Source organism: Streptomyces sp. NBC_00335, assembly GCF_036127095.1.
GTDB lineage: Bacteria > Actinomycetota > Actinomycetes > Streptomycetales > Streptomycetaceae > Streptomyces.
This window is the reverse complement of the sequence record NZ_CP108006.1, coordinates 5,981,890-5,999,896: the sequence shown is the minus strand read 5'-3', so window position 1 is coordinate 5,999,896 and position 18,007 is coordinate 5,981,890. Positions and strand designations below refer to the sequence as shown.

27 protein-coding genes, 1 tRNA gene and 2 pseudogenes are annotated in these 18,007 nt (G+C 71.2%); 16 read left to right on the top strand and 14 right to left on the bottom strand.

Annotated elements, in window-relative coordinates:
- Nucleotides 1–140: 140 nt before the first annotated feature.
- Both OHA37_RS27265 and OHA37_RS27260 read left to right on the top strand, forming a co-directional pair.
- On the top strand, nt 141–1,232 hold the full coding sequence (locus OHA37_RS27265; protein ID WP_266909205.1) for a peptidoglycan-binding domain-containing protein: 1,092 nt from the start codon (nt 141–143) through the stop codon (nt 1,230–1,232).
- Between the two features lie 132 nt (nt 1,233–1,364).
- Nucleotides 1,365–2,045, top strand: a complete 681-nt coding sequence (locus tag OHA37_RS27260; RefSeq protein WP_266909204.1) for an HAD-IA family hydrolase — start codon at nt 1,365–1,367, stop codon at nt 2,043–2,045.
- Nucleotides 2,046–2,464: 419 nt separating this feature from the next.
- Here the strand turns inward: OHA37_RS27260 and OHA37_RS27255 are convergent, their stop codons facing one another.
- Complete coding sequence (locus OHA37_RS27255) at nt 2,465–2,917, bottom strand: VOC family protein (protein ID WP_266909203.1); 453 nt, start codon at nt 2,915–2,917, stop codon at nt 2,465–2,467.
- A 104-nt stretch (nt 2,918–3,021) separates the two neighbouring features.
- On the opposite strand from OHA37_RS27255, the gene OHA37_RS27250 reads away from it, so the two are divergent.
- The 8 genes and pseudogenes from OHA37_RS27250 to OHA37_RS40825 all read left to right on the top strand — a co-directional run bounded on the left by OHA37_RS27250 (nt 3,022) and on the right by OHA37_RS40825 (nt 9,161).
- On the top strand, nt 3,022–3,228 hold the full coding sequence (locus tag OHA37_RS27250; RefSeq protein WP_266909202.1) for a hypothetical protein: 207 nt from the start codon (nt 3,022–3,024) through the stop codon (nt 3,226–3,228).
- 411 nt (nt 3,229–3,639) lie between these two features.
- The gene (locus tag OHA37_RS27245; protein WP_266909201.1) at nt 3,640–4,305 is read left to right on the top strand and encodes an HNH endonuclease family protein; all 666 of its coding nucleotides are present in this window, start codon (nt 3,640–3,642) and stop codon (nt 4,303–4,305) included.
- A 119-nt stretch (nt 4,306–4,424) separates the two neighbouring features.
- Nucleotides 4,425–6,077, top strand: coding sequence for an alkaline phosphatase D family protein (locus OHA37_RS27240; RefSeq protein ID WP_266909200.1), 1,653 nt, complete (start codon nt 4,425–4,427; stop codon nt 6,075–6,077).
- 171 nt (nt 6,078–6,248) lie between these two features.
- Nucleotides 6,249–6,875, top strand: a complete 627-nt coding sequence (locus tag OHA37_RS27235) for a DedA family protein (RefSeq protein ID WP_266909199.1) — start codon at nt 6,249–6,251, stop codon at nt 6,873–6,875.
- 786 nt (nt 6,876–7,661) lie between these two features.
- On the top strand, nt 7,662–8,177 hold the full coding sequence (locus OHA37_RS27230; RefSeq protein WP_266909198.1) for a hypothetical protein: 516 nt from the start codon (nt 7,662–7,664) through the stop codon (nt 8,175–8,177).
- Between the two features lie 267 nt (nt 8,178–8,444).
- Nucleotides 8,445–8,639: a hypothetical protein gene (locus OHA37_RS40835; RefSeq protein ID WP_443046221.1), complete on the top strand. Its 195-nt coding sequence runs from the start codon at nt 8,445–8,447 to the stop codon at nt 8,637–8,639.
- Nucleotides 8,639–8,683: pseudogene (locus OHA37_RS40830) on the top strand (hypothetical protein); the annotation flags it as partial. The gene OHA37_RS40835 and the pseudogene OHA37_RS40830, both read left to right, overlap by 1 nt.
- A 199-nt stretch (nt 8,684–8,882) precedes the next feature.
- A complete protein-coding gene (locus OHA37_RS40825) occupies nt 8,883–9,161 on the top strand; it encodes a universal stress protein (RefSeq protein ID WP_443046330.1) in 279 nt (92 codons plus the stop codon).
- Here OHA37_RS40825 and OHA37_RS27220 read toward each other — a convergent pair.
- Nucleotides 9,125–9,355 (bottom strand): DUF2277 domain-containing protein, encoded by a 231-nt coding sequence (locus OHA37_RS27220; protein WP_266909197.1) that lies wholly within the window; start codon nt 9,353–9,355, stop codon nt 9,125–9,127. The two genes, OHA37_RS40825 and OHA37_RS27220, sit on opposite strands and share 37 nt — an antisense overlap.
- A 142-nt stretch (nt 9,356–9,497) precedes the next feature.
- On the opposite strand from OHA37_RS27220, the gene OHA37_RS27215 reads away from it, so the two are divergent.
- A complete protein-coding gene (locus tag OHA37_RS27215; protein WP_266909196.1) occupies nt 9,498–10,052 on the top strand; it encodes a hypothetical protein in 555 nt (184 codons plus the stop codon).
- 109 nt (nt 10,053–10,161) lie between these two features.
- On the opposite strand, the gene OHA37_RS27210 is transcribed toward OHA37_RS27215, so the two are convergent.
- The 3 genes and pseudogenes from OHA37_RS27210 to OHA37_RS27200 form a co-directional block, all read right to left on the bottom strand.
- Entirely contained in the window at nt 10,162–10,455 is a 294-nt protein-coding gene (locus OHA37_RS27210) for a hypothetical protein (RefSeq protein ID WP_266909195.1), read from the bottom strand.
- A 440-nt stretch (nt 10,456–10,895) separates the two neighbouring features.
- Nucleotides 10,896–11,108 carry an e9imm peptide gene (locus OHA37_RS27205; RefSeq protein ID WP_266909194.1) on the bottom strand — a complete coding sequence of 71 codons (213 nt, stop codon included), beginning with the start codon at nt 11,106–11,108 and terminating at the stop codon, nt 10,896–10,898.
- Nucleotides 11,105–11,415: pseudogene (locus tag OHA37_RS27200) on the bottom strand (NUDIX hydrolase); the annotation flags it as partial. The gene OHA37_RS27205 and the pseudogene OHA37_RS27200, both read right to left, overlap by 4 nt.
- A 548-nt stretch (nt 11,416–11,963) precedes the next feature.
- Between OHA37_RS27200 and OHA37_RS27195 the strand changes: the two are divergent.
- A complete protein-coding gene (locus OHA37_RS27195) occupies nt 11,964–12,203 on the top strand; it encodes a helix-turn-helix domain-containing protein (protein ID WP_266909193.1) in 240 nt (79 codons plus the stop codon).
- A 239-nt stretch (nt 12,204–12,442) separates the two neighbouring features.
- Here OHA37_RS27195 and OHA37_RS27190 read toward each other — a convergent pair whose 3' ends face one another.
- Complete coding sequence (locus tag OHA37_RS27190; protein ID WP_266909192.1) at nt 12,443–12,619, bottom strand: hypothetical protein; 177 nt, start codon at nt 12,617–12,619, stop codon at nt 12,443–12,445.
- Nucleotides 12,616–12,819 (bottom strand): hypothetical protein, encoded by a 204-nt coding sequence (locus tag OHA37_RS27185; protein WP_266909191.1) that lies wholly within the window; start codon nt 12,817–12,819, stop codon nt 12,616–12,618. The genes OHA37_RS27190 and OHA37_RS27185 overlap by 4 nt, the downstream gene beginning before the upstream one ends.
- A 192-nt stretch (nt 12,820–13,011) precedes the next feature.
- On the opposite strand from OHA37_RS27185, the gene OHA37_RS27180 reads away from it, so the two are divergent.
- Complete coding sequence (locus tag OHA37_RS27180) at nt 13,012–14,232, top strand: transcriptional regulator (RefSeq protein WP_266909190.1); 1,221 nt, start codon at nt 13,012–13,014, stop codon at nt 14,230–14,232.
- Here the strand turns inward: OHA37_RS27180 and OHA37_RS27175 are convergent.
- The gene (locus OHA37_RS27175; protein ID WP_266909189.1) at nt 14,213–14,875 is read right to left on the bottom strand and encodes an HAD family hydrolase; all 663 of its coding nucleotides are present in this window, start codon (nt 14,873–14,875) and stop codon (nt 14,213–14,215) included. The two genes, OHA37_RS27180 and OHA37_RS27175, sit on opposite strands and share 20 nt — an antisense overlap.
- Before the next feature lie 47 nt (nt 14,876–14,922).
- On the opposite strand from OHA37_RS27175, the gene OHA37_RS27170 reads away from it, so the two are divergent.
- The 3 genes from OHA37_RS27170 to OHA37_RS27160 all read left to right on the top strand — a co-directional run bounded on the left by OHA37_RS27170 (nt 14,923) and on the right by OHA37_RS27160 (nt 15,768).
- A complete protein-coding gene (locus OHA37_RS27170) occupies nt 14,923–15,087 on the top strand; it encodes a hypothetical protein (RefSeq protein WP_266909188.1) in 165 nt (54 codons plus the stop codon).
- A gap of 9 nt (nt 15,088–15,096) precedes the next feature.
- Nucleotides 15,097–15,348: a hypothetical protein gene (locus OHA37_RS27165; protein ID WP_266909187.1), complete on the top strand. Its 252-nt coding sequence runs from the start codon at nt 15,097–15,099 to the stop codon at nt 15,346–15,348.
- Between the two features lie 177 nt (nt 15,349–15,525).
- Complete coding sequence (locus OHA37_RS27160) at nt 15,526–15,768, top strand: hypothetical protein (protein WP_266909186.1); 243 nt, start codon at nt 15,526–15,528, stop codon at nt 15,766–15,768.
- A gap of 28 nt (nt 15,769–15,796) precedes the next feature.
- Here the strand turns inward: OHA37_RS27160 and OHA37_RS27155 are convergent.
- The 6 genes from OHA37_RS27155 to OHA37_RS27130 form a co-directional block, all read right to left on the bottom strand.
- Nucleotides 15,797–15,916 (bottom strand) — tRNA-Cys (locus OHA37_RS27155).
- A 36-nt stretch (nt 15,917–15,952) separates the two neighbouring features.
- Nucleotides 15,953–16,180, bottom strand: a complete 228-nt coding sequence (locus OHA37_RS27150; RefSeq protein WP_266909185.1) for a hypothetical protein — start codon at nt 16,178–16,180, stop codon at nt 15,953–15,955.
- Between the two features lie 38 nt (nt 16,181–16,218).
- Complete coding sequence (locus tag OHA37_RS27145; RefSeq protein WP_266909184.1) at nt 16,219–16,479, bottom strand: hypothetical protein; 261 nt, start codon at nt 16,477–16,479, stop codon at nt 16,219–16,221.
- A gap of 32 nt (nt 16,480–16,511) precedes the next feature.
- Complete coding sequence (locus tag OHA37_RS27140; RefSeq protein ID WP_266909183.1) at nt 16,512–16,730, bottom strand: hypothetical protein; 219 nt, start codon at nt 16,728–16,730, stop codon at nt 16,512–16,514.
- Nucleotides 16,727–17,170 (bottom strand): helix-turn-helix domain-containing protein, encoded by a 444-nt coding sequence (locus OHA37_RS27135; RefSeq protein ID WP_266909182.1) that lies wholly within the window; start codon nt 17,168–17,170, stop codon nt 16,727–16,729. Before OHA37_RS27135 ends, OHA37_RS27140 begins: the two co-directional genes overlap by 4 nt.
- 22 nt (nt 17,171–17,192) lie before the next feature.
- Entirely contained in the window at nt 17,193–17,900 is a 708-nt protein-coding gene (locus OHA37_RS27130; protein WP_266909181.1) for a recombinase family protein, read from the bottom strand.
- Between the last annotated feature and the right edge of the window lie 107 nt (nt 17,901–18,007).

Genomic DNA, 18,007 nt, shown 5'->3' with positions numbered 1-18,007 from the left:
TGCCGCGATACCCCGGCCCGGCGAACACCGGCGCGACCCCTCGCCCCGCGGACACGGCTACCCCCCACACCGACCCGGCGGGCACCACCACGCGACCCGACTCCCCGGATCCCGCGGCGCACCCGAGCCGGACACCCGGCTTGCCGTCATACCCCGGCCCGGCGTACACCCTGGTGCCCGACCGGGCGGGGGCCACCTCCCCGTACCCCGGCCCGGAGAGCACCGGCGCGACCCCTCGCCCCGCGGACACGGCTACGCCCCACGCCCACCCGGCGGGCACCACCACGCGCCCTGACGCCCCGATTCCCGCGGCCAACCCGGGCCAAGCAGCGGGCCTGCCGCCACACCCCGGCCCGGCGGGCACCCCGTCGCCGTACGCCGGGTCCGCCGACACCCCCGCACAGCCCACCAGCCCCACCCGCACCACGCCGCTGCCGCCCGAGGCTGAGACTCCCGCGTACGGGACACCCGTAGCCTCCCTGCCCGATGAAACGATGCAGCTGCGCGCGATCCCGGCGTACGAGCCGTACGCGACGCCCGGGCCCGGGGCACACACCTCGCACGGGTCGCAGGGGACCCCCACGTGGGAGCAGGCCGGCCCGGCTCACGGGTACGGGGCACACGGGATGGCCGGAGCGGACGGCCCGCACGACTCCGGACCCCCGCGGCGCCGCATACGCGCGCTCCCCATCACCGCTGCCGCCGCCGCGGTGATCGGCGTGGCCGTCCTCGTCCTGAGGGCCTTCTCGGGCTCCGGCGCACCGGAGACCACCTTCCTCGACGCGAAGCCGTCCTCCCCCTTGATCAGCCTCACCCAGGTCGCCCCGTCGCAGCCCGCCAAGAGCACCGGCCCGCCCCCGTCGACCACCCCCAGCCCCTCCCGGTCGGCGTCCCCGTCCGCGTCCGCGTCCGCCTCGCCGTCTCGCACCCCGAGCCGTTCGACGACCCCTTCGGCCGCCCCATCCCCGACCCCGTCCCCCACCCCGAGCCGCTCCTCCGCGCCGACCTCCCGGCCCCCTTCGGCGCCGACCCTCCGGTACGGGGACTCGGGCCCCGAGGTGGAGAAGCTCCAGCGCCTGCTGGCAGCGCAGGGCATCTACCGCGGCAAGTACGACGGCAAGTACGGCGTGCGTACGGAATCCGCGGTCTCTACGTTCCAGGCTTACAACGACATCGACGAGGACCCTTGGGGCGTCTACGGTCCGGCGACCCGCCGCGCCTTGGAGGGATAGAACACACCGGATCAGGTAGCAAGCACCCCTCCCTCTTTTGTATTGTTCAGGAACAAAGTGGTTCCGTCCTCACTCCCTGACCGGTGGACGGAACCACTTGTTCTCTTTCCCGTCCCGTCTGGAGCCCCTCCCATGCCGGCCAGCGCCACCGCCACCACCGCCGTCCTGACCGCCAAGGCCCTGCTCCTGGACATGGACGGCACCATCGTCAACTCGGACGCGGTGGTCGAGCGCTGCTGGTACGACTGGGCCGTCACCCACGGACTGGATCCCCAGGAAACCCTCAAGGTGGTCCACGGCCGCCAGGGCTACGCCACGATGGCGATCCTCCTCCCGGACCGCCCCATGGAGGAGAACCTCGCCGAGAACGCGGTGATGCTCGCCCGCGAGACCGCCGACACCGAGGGCGTGGTCCCGATCGGTGGCGCTCCCGCCTTCATGGCCGCCCTCAGTACCCTGCCGCACGCCCTGGTCACCTCCGCCGACGCGGCCCTGGCCACGGCCCGGATGACGGCCGCCGACCTGCCGATGCCCGAGGTCCGGATCACCGCCGAATCCGTGCAGGCCAGCAAGCCGGACCCGGAGGGCTTCCTGATGGGCGCCGCCGCCCTCGGCGTGGACCCGGCCGACTGCATCGTCTTCGAGGACTCGGCCGCCGGCATCGCCGCGGGCCGTGCCGCGGGCATGCGGGTCATCGGCGTCGGCCCCCGCGCCGCCGCCCACGGCCCCACCGCCCGCGTCCTCGACCTGACCGCCGTCGCCCTTGCCACCTCCCCCGACGGCTCCATCACCCTCACCCTCCAGACGATCTAACCCAGCCGACGCGCCCGGTCGACCAGACCCGGCCACCCCCGCTCGGCCCCCGGGGAGTCGCTTACCGACGCCCTGCTGGTGCCCCGGACGGAATGCTGCTGGACGTGGGCCAGGAGCCGACCCCAGGGGCAGGCACCCTCACCCCGGACATTCGGGCCCGGACAGTCAGGCCCAACCGGCGCGACTCACCCCGCCAGGCCCAGGCCCTCCGCAACCCGACAGCAGGGCGCCCGCCGCCCCAAGCGCCCCGCCTTGAGCGGGCCTCACCCAGTCGAGTGGCCGGGCCCACCCACCCGGCCAGACCCCACGGACAAGCCCCCACCGGCCAAGTCCGACCTGCCCGGCGGGTCCACCCCACCGGCCACGCCTCACCGGCCAAACCGCCCCGCGCCCCCGCGCCCCGCTCCACCCCCGCCGGCTCAAGCGACGCAGAACTCGTTCCCCTCAGGGTCCTGCAGCACCACCCCGTAGTGCGTCTCCAGCTCGTCCAGCACGCGCAGCACAGTCGCCCCCGCCCCCGTGAGCCGCTCCACCGTTTCGTCGACCCGCCGCGTCCGCAGCTCCATCGGAACCCCGCGCCCCCCACTGACCTTCAGATCCAGGTGCACCCGGTTCTTCCCGGCCTTGGCCTCCGGAACCTGCTGGAACCACACCCGGGGCCCCCGCCCGGTCGGATCCACGATCGACTCCGCCAAATCCCCCACCCCTTCGGGCAGCTCCTCCGCGGGCACCCCCATGCCCTCCCAGTACGCGCGCCACGTCGCATGCCCGTCCGGCGCCGGCTCCGGCACGTAACCCAGCGCTTCGGTCCAGAACGTCACCATCACCCGGGGATCGGCGCAGTCGATGGTCAGTTGCAGCGTGGTCTCCATGGCCTCAGCCTCGCAGGCAGGTCTGACAATGGAAGGTACGGTCGGCCTGGGCGCACCGGATCACCGGAACGCACGGGCCGAGAGCGGACCGCGGGGGAAATGTCATGACCGAACTGATTGTCCTCTTCGCCTTGATGGGGATCGTGGGAATCTACGCCGTCGTCAAGGTGATGCGCCGGGAAGGGCGCCGCCGCTCGGCGACGACGGAGGGACTCCTGATCGAGCTGGAGCGCACGGAGCAGCTGCGCAAGGACCGGACCACCTACAGCTCCGGTTCAGTCCGCAACACTCACTTCACCACCGGACTCTGATCCCAGATCACGGCGCCGCCCCCGAAACGACCGGGCGCGGCGCCGTTGCCATGTCCACTGCCGCTACGGCCACCACGCCCGGCCCCGCCGCCGAGGCGGACACGAAATCCGGACCGGGACCGGGACCGGGGCCGTCACCAGGACCGGGACTCGAACCGTGCCCCGAACGAGAGCCAGGCCCGGAGCTGGAACCCGGACCGGAACCAGGGCCGGGACATTAGTGCCACTCCCACCCGCCCCATCCCAAATCCCAACTCCCCCCGCCCCAAGGCTCGTCATCAACCTCGCCATGACATGCTCATGCCTTCAGACTGTCACCTCGCGCCCATCACCTCGAAACCCGGCGCGGCCAGCATGACCACGCCCCACAGCACAGCCACTCACCCGGCCACCCCCACCCAGGAGCCCCTCATGTCCTCCAGGCACCCCTCCACGCCCTCCGTCTACGCGCGTCGACTCGGCACGCTCGCGTCCATACTCGCGGTGGCCTCCCTGACCACCCTCCTCACCGCCCCCACCGCCGCCGCCTCCCCTCCCACCCCCATCAGCGCCGCGGCCGCCCGCTCCTACCTCGCGACGGTCACCCCGAAGACCGAGGGCTCCACCAGCGGTTACAGCCGCGACCTCTTCCCCCACTGGAGCACCGTCTCCGGCACCTGCAACACCCGAGAGACCGTCCTCAAGCGCGACGGTTCGGGCGTGGTCCAGGACTCCGCCTGCGCGGCCGTCAGCGGCAGTTGGTACTCCGAGTACGACGGCGCCACCTGGACGGCCGCCTCCGACGTCGACATCGACCACATGGTCCCCCTCGCCGAGGCCTGGCGCTCCGGCGCCAACTCCTGGACCACGGCCAAGCGCCAGCAGTTCGCCAACGACCTCACCCGCCCCCAGCTCATCGCCGTCACCGACAACGTGAACCAGGCGAAGGGCGACCTCGACCCCGGCAAGTGGCTGCCGCCGCGCACCGCCTACCGCTGCACCTACGCGCGCATGTGGGTCGGGGTCAAGCAGTACTGGGCCCTGAGCATGGACTCGACGGAGAAGACGGCCCTGGTCAACATCCTCAACGCCTGCTGACACCCCCACCCCACCCCACCCTTGGCCAAGGATCTTTCCCCCGCCAGGGGGAGGTGGACCGCCCCCTCCCCGTCGTACCGTGATCGAACGGCAAGGCCGGAAGAAGGAGGGGGAGTTGCATGGGGGCATTGCGCCTGGGACCGCTGCTGCGCCACGTCGACTGGGACGCGGGCGACTCCGCCACGCTATGGATCGAGGCGGACCGCCCGTGCACCGCCGAGGTGCGCTGCGCCGACGGCTCCGGCGGCAGCGTCCACACCTTCCAGATAGCCGGCCACCACTACGCCCTGATCACCGTCACCGGCCTCACCCCTGACTCCACCACGGGTTACGAGGTCCTCCTCGACGGTCTCCGGGTCTGGCCGCTGCCGGACAGCCCGTTCCCCGCGAGCACCATCACCACCCCGCCCGCGCGGCGACCGGGCTCCTCGACCGCTCCCGACCTCCGCCTGACCTTCGGTTCCTGCCGCCAGGCCGCCCCGCCGGCCGACCGGCGCGGACCGCACGGCCCCGACGCGCTGGACACCCTCGCCGCCGACCTGGCCGCCGACCCGGAGGCGGTGCGGCCCGACGTGCTGCTCCTCCTCGGCGACCAGGTGTACGCGGACCAGCTCTCCCGCTCCACCCGCCAGTGGCTGGCGGCCCGGCGGGACCTCCGCGAGGCCCCCGGAGCCCAGGTCGCGGACTTCGAGGAGTACACCCGGCTCTACTACGAGTCCTGGCTCGACCCGGAGATCCGCTGGCTCCTGTCCACCGTCCCGAGCCTGCACATGTTCGACGACCACGACGTCATAGACGACTGGAACACCAGCGCCGCGTGGCAGGCGGAGATGCGCGCCACCCCGTGGTGGCAGGAGCGGGTGGTCAGCGGCCTGATGTCGTACTGGGTGTACCAGCACCTCGGCAACCTCTCCCCCGCCGAGCTGGCGGCCGACCCCGTGTTCGAGGCTGTCCGGGCGACCCCCGACGGCACCGACGTCCTACGGGCCTTCGCCACCTCGGCGGACGCCGACCCGGCCACGGTGCGCTGGAGCTACCGCCGCGACTTCGGCCGGTCCCGGCTGCTGATGGTGGACACCCGAGCGGCCCGGGTGCTCGCCGAGGACGGGCGGGCCATGCTCGATCCGGCGGAGCGGCAGTGGCTCCGCGAGAACGCACTGGCCGGACACGGGGGTTACGACCACCTCCTCATCGGCTCGTCACTGCCCTGGCTGATGCCACCCCTCGTGCACGACGCGGAGGTGTGGAATGCCGCGCTGTGCCGCGGGGAGCGGGGCCCGCGGTGGGCCCGGATCGGGGAGAACCTGCGCCGGCGGAGCGACCTTGAGCACTGGGCGGCGTTCCCGGCCTCGTTCGCGATGCTCAGCGACCTGATCGAGGAGGTGGGCACGGGCCCGCGGGCGCCGGCGACGGTGTGCGTGCTCTCGGGGGACGTGCACCACGCGTATGTGGCCGAACCCCGAATACCGAGCACGGCGCAGGTGTTCCAGCTCACCTGTTCCCCGGTCCACAACTCCATCCCCGCAGCCGTGAAATGGGGCTTCCGGCTGGGCTGGTCACGGCTGGGCCGGTGGCTGGGCCGGGGCTTCTCCCGGCACGGCCGGACGGGCCGGCCGCCGCTGAGCTGGCGGCGTACGGGCGGCCCGTGGTTCGGCAACCAGCTCATGACGCTCGCGCTGTCGGGGCGCTCCGCGCGGCTGCGCCTGGACCAGGCGCGCAAGGGCCCCCGCCTGGTGACGGTCTTGGAACGCGACCTCACGCCTCCCCGCTGACGCGCGGCGGAGCGGGGCGCCGGGGCGACCCGTCACGCCGGAGCACGGCCCCGGGCGTCCGGTCCGTGGACACCCGGCGTACGCTGTTCCGCTGTCAGCCGCCCCTGCCGCTCCCCGCGACGTCGCGGCGCCTCACGCCGAGGCACGTCAACCGGACTGGGGAGTCCCGTTTTGCTTGAGACTCTGGGCTCGCTGACTTCGAGCCCATGGATCTACGCCCTCGTGGCGCTGTCCATCCTGCTCGACGTGTTCCTGCCGGTGCTGCCGAGCGGGGTGCTGGTGATCACTGCTGCGGCTGCCGCCGCGGCGGCGGCCGGGGCCGCGGGACCCGTACCCGTGCAGTCCCAGGTGCCGGACATCCTGGCGCTGCTGGTGACGGCCGTCACCGCCTCGGTACTGGGCGACATGGCCGCGTACCGGCTGGCCCGGCGGGGCGGGGCCCGGCTCGACCGGGCCATCGCCCGCTCCCGCCGGCTCACCCGGGCCCACGAGCGACTCGGCACCGCCCTCGCGCGCGGCGGCGGCGCCCTGGTGGTGATCGCCCGCTTCGCCCCGGCCGGCCGCTCGGTGGTCTCCCTCGGCGCGGGCAAAACCCAACGCAAGATCAGGGAGTTCCTGCCCTGGTCGGTCCTGGCCGCCATCGCCTGGGCCGGCTACAGCATCGCCCTCGGCTACTTCGGCACCCAGTGGCTGGGCACCACCTGGCTCGGCACCGCGGTCTCCCTGATCGCCCTCTTCGCCGCGGGCGCCCTGGCAGCCTTCCTGGTCCGCCGCCCCACCACCGCCGCAGCCACCTAACCCCCCACGCCCGACAGCCCTCCCCCGACCAACCCCGCACTGCATGCCCTCGGCCGCACAACCCCGAGCCCACCCACACTCACCCCCGCCACTCCAGCAGCCCTTCCCCGACCAACCCCGCGCGGGATCCCCTCGGCCGCACAACCCCGAGCACGCCCACACTCACCCCGGCCGCTCCGGCCGCCCTCCCCCGACCAACCCCACGCGAAATCCCCTCGGCCGCACAGCCCCGAGCCCGCCCACACTCACCCCCGCCACTCCAGCAGCCCTTCCCCGACCACCCCCGCGCGGGATCCCCTCGGCCGCACAACCCCGAGCCCGCCCTCGCTGGCCCCACCGCCCCGGGCTCACTCCCTCGACAAGCCGCCGCGGGCTCTTGGCGCACGGCCCCGGCCACGCTTCCGACGCCCCTCCCCGGGCGGAACGGCGGCTCAGCCGCCCTCACCCGGCATCGATCGCCGCAGCCCCGCACACCTAAGAGGCCACACACCCGGCCCCACCGGCCCACACCCTGACCACCACCACCGACACCAGCACCAGCACCAGCACCCACCTGTGCCCCACTCCGATCCCCCGGCTCCGGCTCCAGTCCCGGACAGGCCACCGTCGGCGCCCGCCCCCGCCGCGCCCCCGCCGCCCAGTCCGCCCGCCTCCCCCGAGCGGAGCAGTGGCTCACCCGTTCACCCGGCAGCGATCGCCGCGGCCGCGCCGGGCTCCTAGCGTCCAGAGAACGGTGCGTACTCGAATCCGCGCCGCGCCGTTCCCGGAGCCCGAGGAGTCCTCTCCATGCCCGCCACCCCCCACAGCCCCCGCCGGTACCGCCCCCTCCCCCGCCTGCTGGCCGTCGCCGCCGCGACCGTCGCCTTCGCCGCGGCCGCGCCACCGACCCTCGCCCAGGCGCAGCCCTCCGGCAGCGTCTCCCCCACCAACGTCGCCCCTGGGGGCCGGGTCAGTCTCAACGTCACCGGCTGCGGCACGCGCACCGGCAAGGCCACCTCCCGCGCCTTCGGCGACGTCTGGCTGACCCCCGGCAACGCCGAGGCCACCAACCTCTTCGGCGCGGCCACCACCTCCCGGAACATCAGCGCCGGCTCACATCCCGTCACCTTCGAGTGCGGCGGCCCCGGCGGCGAGCGCGTCACCGTGGCGCTGAACATCACCCCGGGCGCCGCCCGCGGCGGACTCGGCGGCAGCGTCGGCTCCATGAGCCCGGGCCAGATCGCCGTCGGCGGCGCCCTGGTAGCCGGCGCCCTGGGCGCGGGCGCCTGGATCCTGCGCCGCCGCACGGGCCACGCCTCCTGACCCGACCCACCGCCCCACCCACCCCGAACCCGTGCTCCCCTCCCCCACTCCCTCTCCCTCCCCTCCCCTCAACGGGAGTGGCCGAGGGTCCCGCCCGTTCGGGACCTTCCCCACTCCCGTCCGGAGCCCCCTCCCGCAAGGCTGAGTCCACGCACCGCTGCCTCCCGAGGAGCCCGCCATGGACCAGAGCCCGCGCCCGGTGATCGCCGCCGTCGACGGTTCCGCGAACGGCACCGGGCCCTGGAATGGGCCATCTCCCAGGCCCTGATGACGGGATCCCCGCTGCGCATCGCGCACGCCCGCCTCTCCATAAACAGCATCGGCGCAGCCCTGTCCGAAGCCTTCGCCGAGCCCGGCCTCGACGACGACCCCGTACTGATCCGGGTCCGAGAGGCCCTCGACGGCCATGCCGGACTTCCCCCGACCGGGTACTGCCGGCCCCGAGCGAGGGCGCCCAGCTGATGGCCCTCGGCTCGCGCGACCGCGGCGGCTTCGCCAGCCTCCTCCTCGGCTCGAACGGCATGGCCTGCGCCGGCCAGGCCGCCTGCCCCGTGGTGGTCGTCCCGCGCGCCGAGCCGCCGGTGCACGACCCGAACGGGCAGGTCGTACTCGACCTCAACAGCGCGGCCCCCGACCCGAGCACCACCGACTTCGCCTTCCGCGGCGGCCCGGCGCGGGGCCCGGCTCCAGGTCGTCGTCGCGCACCTGCGCCCGTACGCCGAACGGTTCCCGGAGGTGGAGATCGAGCAGTTGTCGGCGCCCGGCGACGCGGCCGGCCACCTGGTCGCCGCCTCCCGGGCCGCCGACCTCATCGTCATCGGCCGCCACCGCAAGCGCCCGCTCTCCCGGCGCCTGGGCTCCGTCACCAACGCGGTACTGCTCCACACCGGCTGCCCCGTGGCGGTGGTCCCCCGGAGGAGGCCGCCGTCCCGGCAGCAGCCTGACCCTCACCCGGCCACGGCCGCCCCCGCCCCCCTCACGTGAATCCCGTCCAGCAGCTCCCTCGTAGCCTCCGCGACCGCATCAACAGCGGCGTCGAAGACCTCCTGGTTGTGCGCGGCCGGCGCCCTGAAACCGGACACCTTCCGCACGTACTGCAAGGCGGCGGCCCGGATCTCCTCCTCGGTCGCCTTCTCCGGAATCGCGGGCGGACGCAACGTCTTAATCGATCGGCACATACCCCCACTATCCCGCCCACCAACCACCCCGTCACGGCCGTGAACGGCGCGAGCAGCCCATGGGTGCTCAGCCGATGGCCACCGCCGACCAATCACAACAACCACGCCATCCCCGGATCAGACCACGCCTACCCTCGGCACGATGGATGCCACCTGGACGGCCGTGATCGCTGCCGGCTCGGCCGTCGTGGCCAGCGCAACCACCGGCTGGTTCACCACGGTCGCCGCCAGAACGCAAGCCCGCTTGAACCGTGAGATGCAGGCCGCCCAGCTGCGGCATGCGCAGGTCGAGCACAGGTACCAGCAGCGCCGCCAGTCGTACGCCGAATTCGCGAAGGCCGCTGCAGTACTGCACAGCAGGGTCGGCGACATGGTCTCGGTCGCCGGCGACACGGATGCGTTCACTCAGCTACTGGATGAGGCAAGGGCAGACCGTGCAGTGCTCTTGAGCACGATGCACGTGGCCTTCCTGGAAGGCCCCCCAGCAGTCGGCGCCGCCGTACGGGAGCTCTACGAGGCAGTGAACGCGTTCTGGAGCGCGACCCGCCGACTGAACGACACCACGCACTCCGGCTATCCTGCCCAGAGCGCAGACCATCGAGCACGGACGAACCAGCGCCGAATAGAGGCCCGGGCCAGCCGCGACGCCTTCGTAGAGGCAGCCCGTGGGTTCAAATCCCACACCCACCGCAGGTGAACGGCCCCTGACCAGGTAAATCGGTCAGGGGCTGTCGTGCTGTGCGCTGTCCGTGCATGACCGTCGTTCCCCGGTATTCCCCGCTCGATCGGGCACGCCGGGGGCACGGTCAGTCTTCGACGGGACTGGGTGCCGTGAGGTCGACCCATATCCACGGCTTGTGATCCCAGACGCGGACCTTGCCTATGACTAGGTCGACAGTCGCCCCCACGGGCGGCAGCTCCAGCACGAGCCGCTTCACTCCCGGCTCGCTGCTGCGGCGAATCGTATCCATCGAGGCGCCCACCGGTTCGTATTCGTTGAGCTCTGCCGTGAGGCCGTAAGGCTGGTGACTGGTAATCGTTGCTTGGACGGTCTCGCCTTGTCGAAGCTCGCTGAGAGGGCGCCTCGGTGCATCTGCCATGGCGGCATCCTCCCCCTCAACCCACCACTCTGCCCAGCTCCCATCCCGTCTGCCGTCGACCCACACACCGTGGAGCAGGCGCGGGTCCTGGCGTCCAGGTGGAGCGCGCCACTGTACGAACGACCTGGACGCCAGGACCCGTGTCTGCTCGGCTCTGCCTGGGTCGATGGCAGATGGGATGGGAGCCCCCCACGCTCGCCACGATCCACCGGCACCCGCGCACGGCGCCCCCGCCGGAGGCATCAGTCTTGGCAGGTAGCCGACCGATCAGGCCAGGCCCTCCCCCATCGAGTCCTTAGCCATTGGCGCGCGGCCGGCGTCCCGGGCTGGAGCGGGGCGTAGACAGGAGCGCAGGCCCGGGGCGACGGGCGCGCGACGCCGCCTTGGCGGCGGAAGTGCCCTTGATGAAGTAGGGAAACTCTTACCGCATGCCCTCGGGATCAGAGCGCAATCGGGCCGTAGGACACCGCTCGTTCGACGACCTGCTCGGCGGAAGGGTGCCGACCGGGCCCCGGGTAGAAGGTGTAGTCGCTGATATGTGGGCACCGCAGACCCCGTTCCAGCGCTTCGAGGATCGCGCCGCCCTCAGCTTCGGTCTCCGGAGCGGCAGCCATGAGTTGCCGGGCCGGCAGCACGGCCTCGTCGCGGGTCATGACGTGAAGAGCTGGCGGCCGTCGTGGCTGCGGACTTGAGGGCCTGAGTCGTCCAAGGCGTCCAAGGCGTCCAGGAGGTGGATCGCGAAGACCTCGGGCATCTGCTCCGCGGCTTCCTCCGGGGCGAGCCATGCGACTGCCGTCGACTCCGCCGAGGTGCGCTCCGTGCCGCCGGACAGCCTGCAGCGGGAACCAGGGCGACGGTGTTCTCGTAGACCCCTGTGAGCTCGTCCACCTCGACCTCGACGCCCGTCTCTTCCAGGACTTCGCGGCGGACGCCGGCCCCGGGTGACTCGGCGAGTTCGATTCAGGAGGGCGGGAGGCGCTCCCGATCCGCTCCCGTTGGTGTCAGATGTGGATGCAAAAGACCCCCCGCCATGATCGGCGGGGGGTCTTTTCGCTGGTGGGCGCGGACGGTTTCGAACCGCCGACATCTGCTTTGTAAGAGGCGCCTCACCGGTTGGATGTCACCTGATCAGAGGTCCGCACGTAGCGTGACCTGCAGAAACCTCGACGCCTCCGGTCGGTTCCGGACGATTCAAGTCGCCTCAAGTCGTTTCGATGCGCAAGGTCCACTCCCATTTGGCTCCCACTCACCTCGTTCATCGCTGCAGGTGAGAGGGCAAATGACGCGTCCCCCGATCCACGGTAGCGGATCGGGGGACGCTGTGCCGGGTACCCGTAAGGGGGGCTAGTCCACGGGGCAGTTCCCGACACGTCTTGGGTGGGCAGCCCTCCATGCACAACGGCGGGCCGCCCAAGCGGATGCGCCGATCGGCCGACCGATCGACATTGATCACAAGATGCTTCTTTTCTGCTGCTGACAAGTTGATCTTGTTGAGCTGACCTGGGCTGGTGCCAGGTGATCAAGATCAGTGGATTCGTGAAGCTCAGATAGCCCTGGGTGACCGCGTCCGAGTGGCACGCCTTCAGGAGAACCTGACACAGGAGCGACTGGCGGAGCGGGCCGGCATCGACAGGTCCACGATCCAGCGCATCGAGCGTGGAACGACAGACGCCAAGTTCAGCAACCTCATGCGCATCGCCTGCGTCCTCCGCGTATCGGTGAAGAGTTTGCTGCCGCCAAACGCATAGAGACCTTTCGGCCACGCTGTGCGATTGCCCCAGTCTGCCTGCCTCATGCACGGGTTTCTAGTGGTTCTCCGCATATATGCAACTGCCACCTGCGAAGACGTCACCAACAGTCAGGCCCTACCCACCGATTGACTCCTGATCGATCGAACGTTCGCACGAATCTTTATGCGAGTGAACTCCGATGCGAATGGCTGGATACCCGCCTCTCCCGCTGCCGCCGCGGCCGGAGAGGCGGGGGTCTAGGGGTGGCGCGGCAGGTAGCGGGCCACGAGGGACCGGCTCGGGCGCCACGGCGGGCAGGGGTCCACGTGCACGTAGTCGTTGGGGCGGACGCCCGACGCGCTGTGCCGCACGATCTCGCGGGCCTCGCCGACGATGGCCTGCTGACACTCGCAGCAGATCCGTCCGGCGGTCACGCCGCGGTCCCGTGCTGGGGGCAGGCCCGGGGGAACCAGCGGCTGCGCTGCCCGGCTCGGGAGATCGGGCGCTCCCCGAGGTCGACGGCGTCCCCGTTGTCGAGATGGATCCCGCAGTACACGCAGGCGGTGCCGCGGACCTGCTGCTCGGTCAGCGTCGACAGCGCGGGTAAGGGGTGCGGTGTGATTGGTGGTGCCACGGGGGTGCTCCCTGCCGGTCTCAGCGGGTGGTGGGGATCAGCGTGGCCTCTTAGCGGACGTATGGCGAGGACATCGAGCGGCCTCTTTGTGGCCGTAAAGCGGACGTCTGTGCGCTCGTGTGGGTGATGCGTGGCCTGGTAGCGGTCGGACTGCCAGACTTGCCACCGCCCCTACAACGTATGGAGGTTGGGATGTCCCGACCGCTAGGCAATGCACGCCTCCGGGCTGCGCGTCAGGCAGCGGGATACCGCTCGCAGCAGGATCTCGCCGACGCCCTGGCAGCCCGCGGCCTGAGTGTGAGCTCCCGGCAGGTACGGCGGTGGGAGTCCGACGCGCCGCCGCTCCCGTACCTGGACCTGCAGCGCGCGCTCGTCGAGCTGCTGGGCGTGACCAGCATCGAGGAGCTCGGCTTCCCCTCCGCCCCCACGGGGCCGGACACGGGCCGTGTGCTGCGGACGCCGCCCGCGGCACCGATGGCTGTGCCCAACGCGGTGCAGCCGGCGAGTGCGGCCTCGGCGTTCGCGGCGGTCACGCGCGCCCACCGCCGCCTGTACTGGACTGTCGCGCCTGCCACCCTGCACCCGGCGGTCTCAGCGCACGCCACCCTGGGCGGCGCTCTCCTGCCCGCGACGTCCGGCGTCATCCGCAAGGCCGTGGCGTCGGCGCTCGCCGAGTCGTGGCTGCTCGCCGGTCGCATCGAGTTCTTCGACCTCAACGAGCCGGGCCGGGCGCGGGAGACGTGGCTGCGCGCGCTGCAGGCCGCAGGGGACGCTGACGATGCGCTGCTGGGTGCGGCGATCCTCGCGCACACCGCGTTCGTGCCCGGTTGGGCCGGTGACCGGGCTGGCGCCTCGGAGCGCATGGCGATGGCGCGTACCTCCGCCCGCCGCGGGCCAGCCTCGGCCGAGCTCCTGGCGTGGCTGGACGCGGTCGAGGCGGAGTGCGAGACCCGGTGCGGCAACACGCGGGCTGCACTCAACCTGATCGCGCACGGCGAGGACATCCTCGAAGCCGGCGGCGAGGAGGCGAGCCCCGACTGGATGGACTGGTTCAGCGGAGTCCGCCTCGCTGCATTCAAGGGCAACACTCAACTGCGTGCCGGGCACCTGCCGCAGGCCCGCGAGACGCTCCTCGGCGTCCTCGAGGACCTCCCCGCGGACGCCGACAAGCAGCGGACCGTAGTCCTCGGCGACCTTGCCGCGGTCGAGGCGGCAGCCGGCCACCCCGAAGCGGCCTGCGACTACGCGGTCCGTGCCCTGGACCTGCTCGAGACGCACTGGTACGCGACGGGCATGGAGCGGGTCCGGGAGGTACGGCGCGAGCTCGCTCCGTGGCAGAGCGAGCCGTGCGTCCGCACCCTCGATGACCGGCTCTACAGCTGGGGTGCGATGCTCAGCGCTCTCGCGAATTGAACTCTGCGATCAGGGCGGGGAGCTCGAGGAGGCTGTCGACGCGGAACGTCGGCAGCTTCTTCGCTTCTTCGGTGTCCCACTGGATGGTGGCCCACGGGCCGCGGCGGATGAGCGCCGTGTGCATGCCGGCCTGCTGGCCGGGGCGGAGGTCGTTGTCGACTCGGTCGCCGACGTAGAGGATCTCGTCGTTGGAGTAGGGGACGACGTCGGCGACGCGCTCGAAGAAGGCGATGTCGGGCTTGCTGGCGCCCCAGTCGTCTGAGGTGCCGATGAGGTCGACGTCCTCGGTGAACAGTGAGCGGAGGATCCCGCCCGCCCGCACCGTCTGGTTGCCGGCGATGGCCAGCCACAGCCCGTCGGCGCGGAGCTTGGCGAGCGCGGGCCGAACGTCCGGGTACAGGTCGCTCTCGTCGAAGTGCTCGGGCTTGCCGGCGGCGGCGCGCGCCTCCCGTTCGGCGGTCAGATCGAAACCGGGCTTGAAGGGCTGGAAGACCTCGCGGTAGTCGCGGCCCTGGGCGATGACAGCGCCGAACATGGCGGCGAAGGTGTGGCGGGGGACGCCCAGCCAGTCAGCCCAAGTGCCGTACTCGCGGGTCTCGTCGACCAGGCACTCACCAACATCGAAAACGACAGCTCGAATCATGGCCACACCCTACGGCCGTGTGGGTGCAGCCCGATATCCTGTGCGGCATGTCCCCCACCCCTCCTGGCCGTGGCCCTGTGCGCCCTCTCGCGGAGATCAACCGCGAGATCCGGGCGCTCGTCGCCGCGGGCCGGGCCGGGGATGTCCGGTACGAGGAGCTTCTCGCGGAGTGGGCGGCGGCGATCCGGGCTGATGTCAGACCTGCCGCCTAGGATCCGGCCGTGGCAGACGAACAGGTAGACGAAGCAGCAGGTCGAGCACGGCTGGTCGAGCTGAAGCTCGCCAGCGAAGCGGCCCGGGCGGAAGCGCAGGCCGGGGAGTACTCGGTCGAACGATGGGCGCCCTGGCTGGAGGCGGCAGCCGCCTTCAATACAGCGGTGACCGAGCACGCCAAGGTGCACGGGCTGAATCGGTTCGACGTGGAGAAGAAGGTCGTCAAGGCGGCTCTGCATCCGGAGCCAGCCGACAGCTGACAGCACTCCGCCCCACCGGGCGCTGTTCCGGTGGGGCGGTTTCGTGCACCTGCAGCCCAGCAGGGTCCCCGCGGGTCAGGGATTGCTCGCGGATGATGTGTCCACGCTAGACCCAGCCACTGACAACGGGCTGGCCCCCGGGATGCCGGTTCGGCAAGCACGACGCAGGCTGGAGAGATGGACCGTGCGCCGATCCTCGTGCACCGGATCTCCCCGACGGGTGGCCGGCGGGTCGTGATCCGGATTGGCGGTGTCGACACCGTCCTCGGCGTCGCCTACAGCGACCGGGACCTGATCGAGTTCCTGCGGCGCATCGACCTGCCCGACCCGGACGACATGGTCCTTGGTGACTCGGCGGCCATCGCCTGGCAGGGCGGGAGGCCGCATGCCTACGAGGACAGCGAAGAACCCCCACCCTGAGGTGGGGGCTCTGTGGTCGTCGCGATCGACCTGCGGGCCGGACTCGAACCGGCGCCTGCACCCAGGGGGTGCCACTTGCCTCCCGTTGCCGGGCGGCGGGCCTCGATCCCTACTCCCTGGGCAGCTCTGGCCGCTGAGCTACCGCAGAGCCAGTGTGGCACGCGGCGCCGACAGCGGGCAGGGATCAGGAGTCAAGCAGCGCGAACTGGCCGGACTTCGGGTACGGCTGAGATTGGAGCCGCTCGACCATCTTCCTGAACGGGAGCAGGGCCTCGTGGGCTGCGGCCAGGCACGCCGTGGCCTGCTCGCTCAGCCGGAGGGTCAGCTCGGAGGCTGGCACCGGCTGCGGGACATGATGCCGGTCGAGCTGACGCAGGGCGCGGTGGGCGTTCGGGTACGGGCGGTACGGCATGGCGCCTCCTTCGGGGTGGCTCCAGTGTGGCAGGGCGGTCAGGCTGGCGCGGCAGCGTCACCGACGCGGGCGAGATGGTCGGCCAGCTGCTCGATGACTTCACGGTGAGCCCGATCGCCAGGGCTGGGCGCTCGGATCCCGCGCCGGCTCGAGGTCAGCTTGGCGCCGTAGAGCGCAGCCTCCTCCTCGCACCAGGCGCTCAGCTCGAGGCACACGGCTTGCGCCACCTCCTCGCGGGTGGCTCCCGGCCCGGCAGCGTGCGCGGCCCTGTAGATGCGTTGGGTCAGGTCTCCTTGCATGGGTCCTCCTCTCGGTAACGCATAACGTTCGACTACTCGCTGGGCACCGGAGAGAGGTACAGGCCGACGCTTCCCGTCACGTCCGGGCGAGCCGTGAACGCGACCTTGGTGACGACCCACTCGCTGTAACCGTCTTCGCCGTCCCATTCGATGGTGTCACCGCGACATGGAAGAGCGGCCAGCGTCACCGTGCGGTCGCCCCCGTCGCCGGCGGCGCCGTCGGGAAAGTGCAGGTAGACCTCGACGCTCATGACTTCTCCTTCTCGAGGTGGCGGTAGATGGTGGGCCGACTGACGCCGAACTCATCGGCGATCTGCTGAGCTGTGTACTTGCGCTTGCCGTCGGTGTCGAGCTCGGCGTGCATCTGCTGGATGATCTGTATCTGGCGGGGCCCCAGTCCGCGCCTGCGCACCTGGCTCGTCGATCGTCGAGGTTCGGCGCTTCCCAAGAGGGCCTTGCGTGCCGCCTTCAAGTTCACGCTGAAGGTGTCGCTGCGGCGGGCGCCGGTCCAGGTGGCGACGAGCAGTTCGTCGGGGCGCCAGTCGTTCAGTATGGCGATCTTGCCTGTCTTGGTGTGGTCGCTCCAGACCTTCCCGGATCCGTCGACATGGACGAAGGTCACCGTCCTGTCGGCATAGGGGAAGTCATCCTCGTCAGTGTCCTTGCGCAGTGATGAGGTGTCGTACTTCATGCCACTCCTCAGGGCTGGGCCTCTAGTTGAGGCCGGCGCGCTGGCATACCGCACGCACGACCATGGGGTGCCACTGTTTGGCACGGCGCGGGCGATGCCCTTCGGCGTGGAGCGCCTCACAGATTTGGCGGTATGAGTTTCCCGCTCGGCGAAGTCCGAGCATCAGGGCGTGGGCCGCTTCCTCGGCAGGATTGAGTCCTGCGTCGCGTTCGCGACCCTCGCCAACGCCGTGGGTGCCGTAGGCGTATGCACCGACATGTTTCTTGCCTGCGAGGCCCTTGGCTGCGCGTCCGTCGCGGAGCCGCTTGACGACCATGCGTCGGTCGAGTTCGGCGAACACACCCACGACCTGACGCATGGCCGTGCGCATGGGGTCGTCCGGATCGTCTCGGACGATCTCGCCTGTGTCCGTAGCGAAGATGCGACCGCCGTCTCGCCAGACGATCGCAAGGGTTGCCTCCTGAACGGTGAGGGCTCGAGCGAGCCGGTCAAGTCGCGGGATGAGAAGTCCTTCCACCTCGCGTTCCCGAATCGCGAGCAACGCTTCCGACAGGCCTGGCCGATCCACGGCTTCCGTGGCGCCGCTCACTCCCTCTTCGCGAATGAGCTTCAGAATGCGGTGACCGTTGGCCTTGGCCCACGCTTTGACGGCCTGCTCCTGCACACCGAGGCCGTAGCCGTCGGAGACCTGTCCGGCCGTACTCACGCGGACATAAGCGACAAGCTTCACCGGTCAACTCCCAGAACTCGTAAGTCTTTCCGTGGAAAAGCTTACAGTGCAGGTCGCAGAGAAGTCAGGGAAACAGCAAAACGCCCCACCGCCGTAGCGGTGGGGCT

What these genes read in the sequence shown, in the direction of transcription:
- OHA37_RS27135 (WP_266909182.1), bottom strand. Translation starts at nt 17,170, where the DNA reads ATGAAGTACGACACCTCATCACTGCGCAAGGACACTGACGAGGATGAC.
- OHA37_RS27255 (WP_266909203.1), bottom strand. Translation starts at nt 2,917, where the DNA reads ATGGAGACCACGCTGCAACTGACCATCGACTGCGCCGATCCCCGGGTG.
- OHA37_RS27170 (WP_266909188.1), top strand. Translation starts at nt 14,923, where the DNA reads ATGTCCCCCACCCCTCCTGGCCGTGGCCCTGTGCGCCCTCTCGCGGAG.
- OHA37_RS27160 (WP_266909186.1), top strand. Translation starts at nt 15,526, where the DNA reads ATGGACCGTGCGCCGATCCTCGTGCACCGGATCTCCCCGACGGGTGGC.
- OHA37_RS27210 (WP_266909195.1), bottom strand. Translation starts at nt 10,455, where the DNA reads ATGGCAGATGCACCGAGGCGCCCTCTCAGCGAGCTTCGACAAGGCGAG.
- OHA37_RS27145 (WP_266909184.1), bottom strand. Translation starts at nt 16,479, where the DNA reads ATGCAAGGAGACCTGACCCAACGCATCTACAGGGCCGCGCACGCTGCC.
- OHA37_RS27215 (WP_266909196.1), top strand. Translation starts at nt 9,498, where the DNA reads ATGGATGCCACCTGGACGGCCGTGATCGCTGCCGGCTCGGCCGTCGTG.
- OHA37_RS27245 (WP_266909201.1), top strand. Translation starts at nt 3,640, where the DNA reads ATGTCCTCCAGGCACCCCTCCACGCCCTCCGTCTACGCGCGTCGACTC.
- OHA37_RS27250 (WP_266909202.1), top strand. Translation starts at nt 3,022, where the DNA reads ATGACCGAACTGATTGTCCTCTTCGCCTTGATGGGGATCGTGGGAATC.
- OHA37_RS27260 (WP_266909204.1), top strand. Translation starts at nt 1,365, where the DNA reads ATGCCGGCCAGCGCCACCGCCACCACCGCCGTCCTGACCGCCAAGGCC.
- OHA37_RS27140 (WP_266909183.1), bottom strand. Translation starts at nt 16,730, where the DNA reads ATGAGCGTCGAGGTCTACCTGCACTTTCCCGACGGCGCCGCCGGCGAC.
- OHA37_RS27180 (WP_266909190.1), top strand. Translation starts at nt 13,012, where the DNA reads ATGTCCCGACCGCTAGGCAATGCACGCCTCCGGGCTGCGCGTCAGGCA.
- OHA37_RS40835 (WP_443046221.1), top strand. Translation starts at nt 8,445, where the DNA reads ATGACGGGATCCCCGCTGCGCATCGCGCACGCCCGCCTCTCCATAAAC.
- OHA37_RS27220 (WP_266909197.1), bottom strand. Translation starts at nt 9,355, where the DNA reads ATGTGCCGATCGATTAAGACGTTGCGTCCGCCCGCGATTCCGGAGAAG.
- OHA37_RS27230 (WP_266909198.1), top strand. Translation starts at nt 7,662, where the DNA reads ATGCCCGCCACCCCCCACAGCCCCCGCCGGTACCGCCCCCTCCCCCGC.
- OHA37_RS27240 (WP_266909200.1), top strand. Translation starts at nt 4,425, where the DNA reads ATGGGGGCATTGCGCCTGGGACCGCTGCTGCGCCACGTCGACTGGGAC.
- OHA37_RS27205 (WP_266909194.1), bottom strand. Translation starts at nt 11,108, where the DNA reads ATGACCCGCGACGAGGCCGTGCTGCCGGCCCGGCAACTCATGGCTGCC.
- OHA37_RS27175 (WP_266909189.1), bottom strand. Translation starts at nt 14,875, where the DNA reads ATGATTCGAGCTGTCGTTTTCGATGTTGGTGAGTGCCTGGTCGACGAG.
- OHA37_RS27150 (WP_266909185.1), bottom strand. Translation starts at nt 16,180, where the DNA reads ATGCCGTACCGCCCGTACCCGAACGCCCACCGCGCCCTGCGTCAGCTC.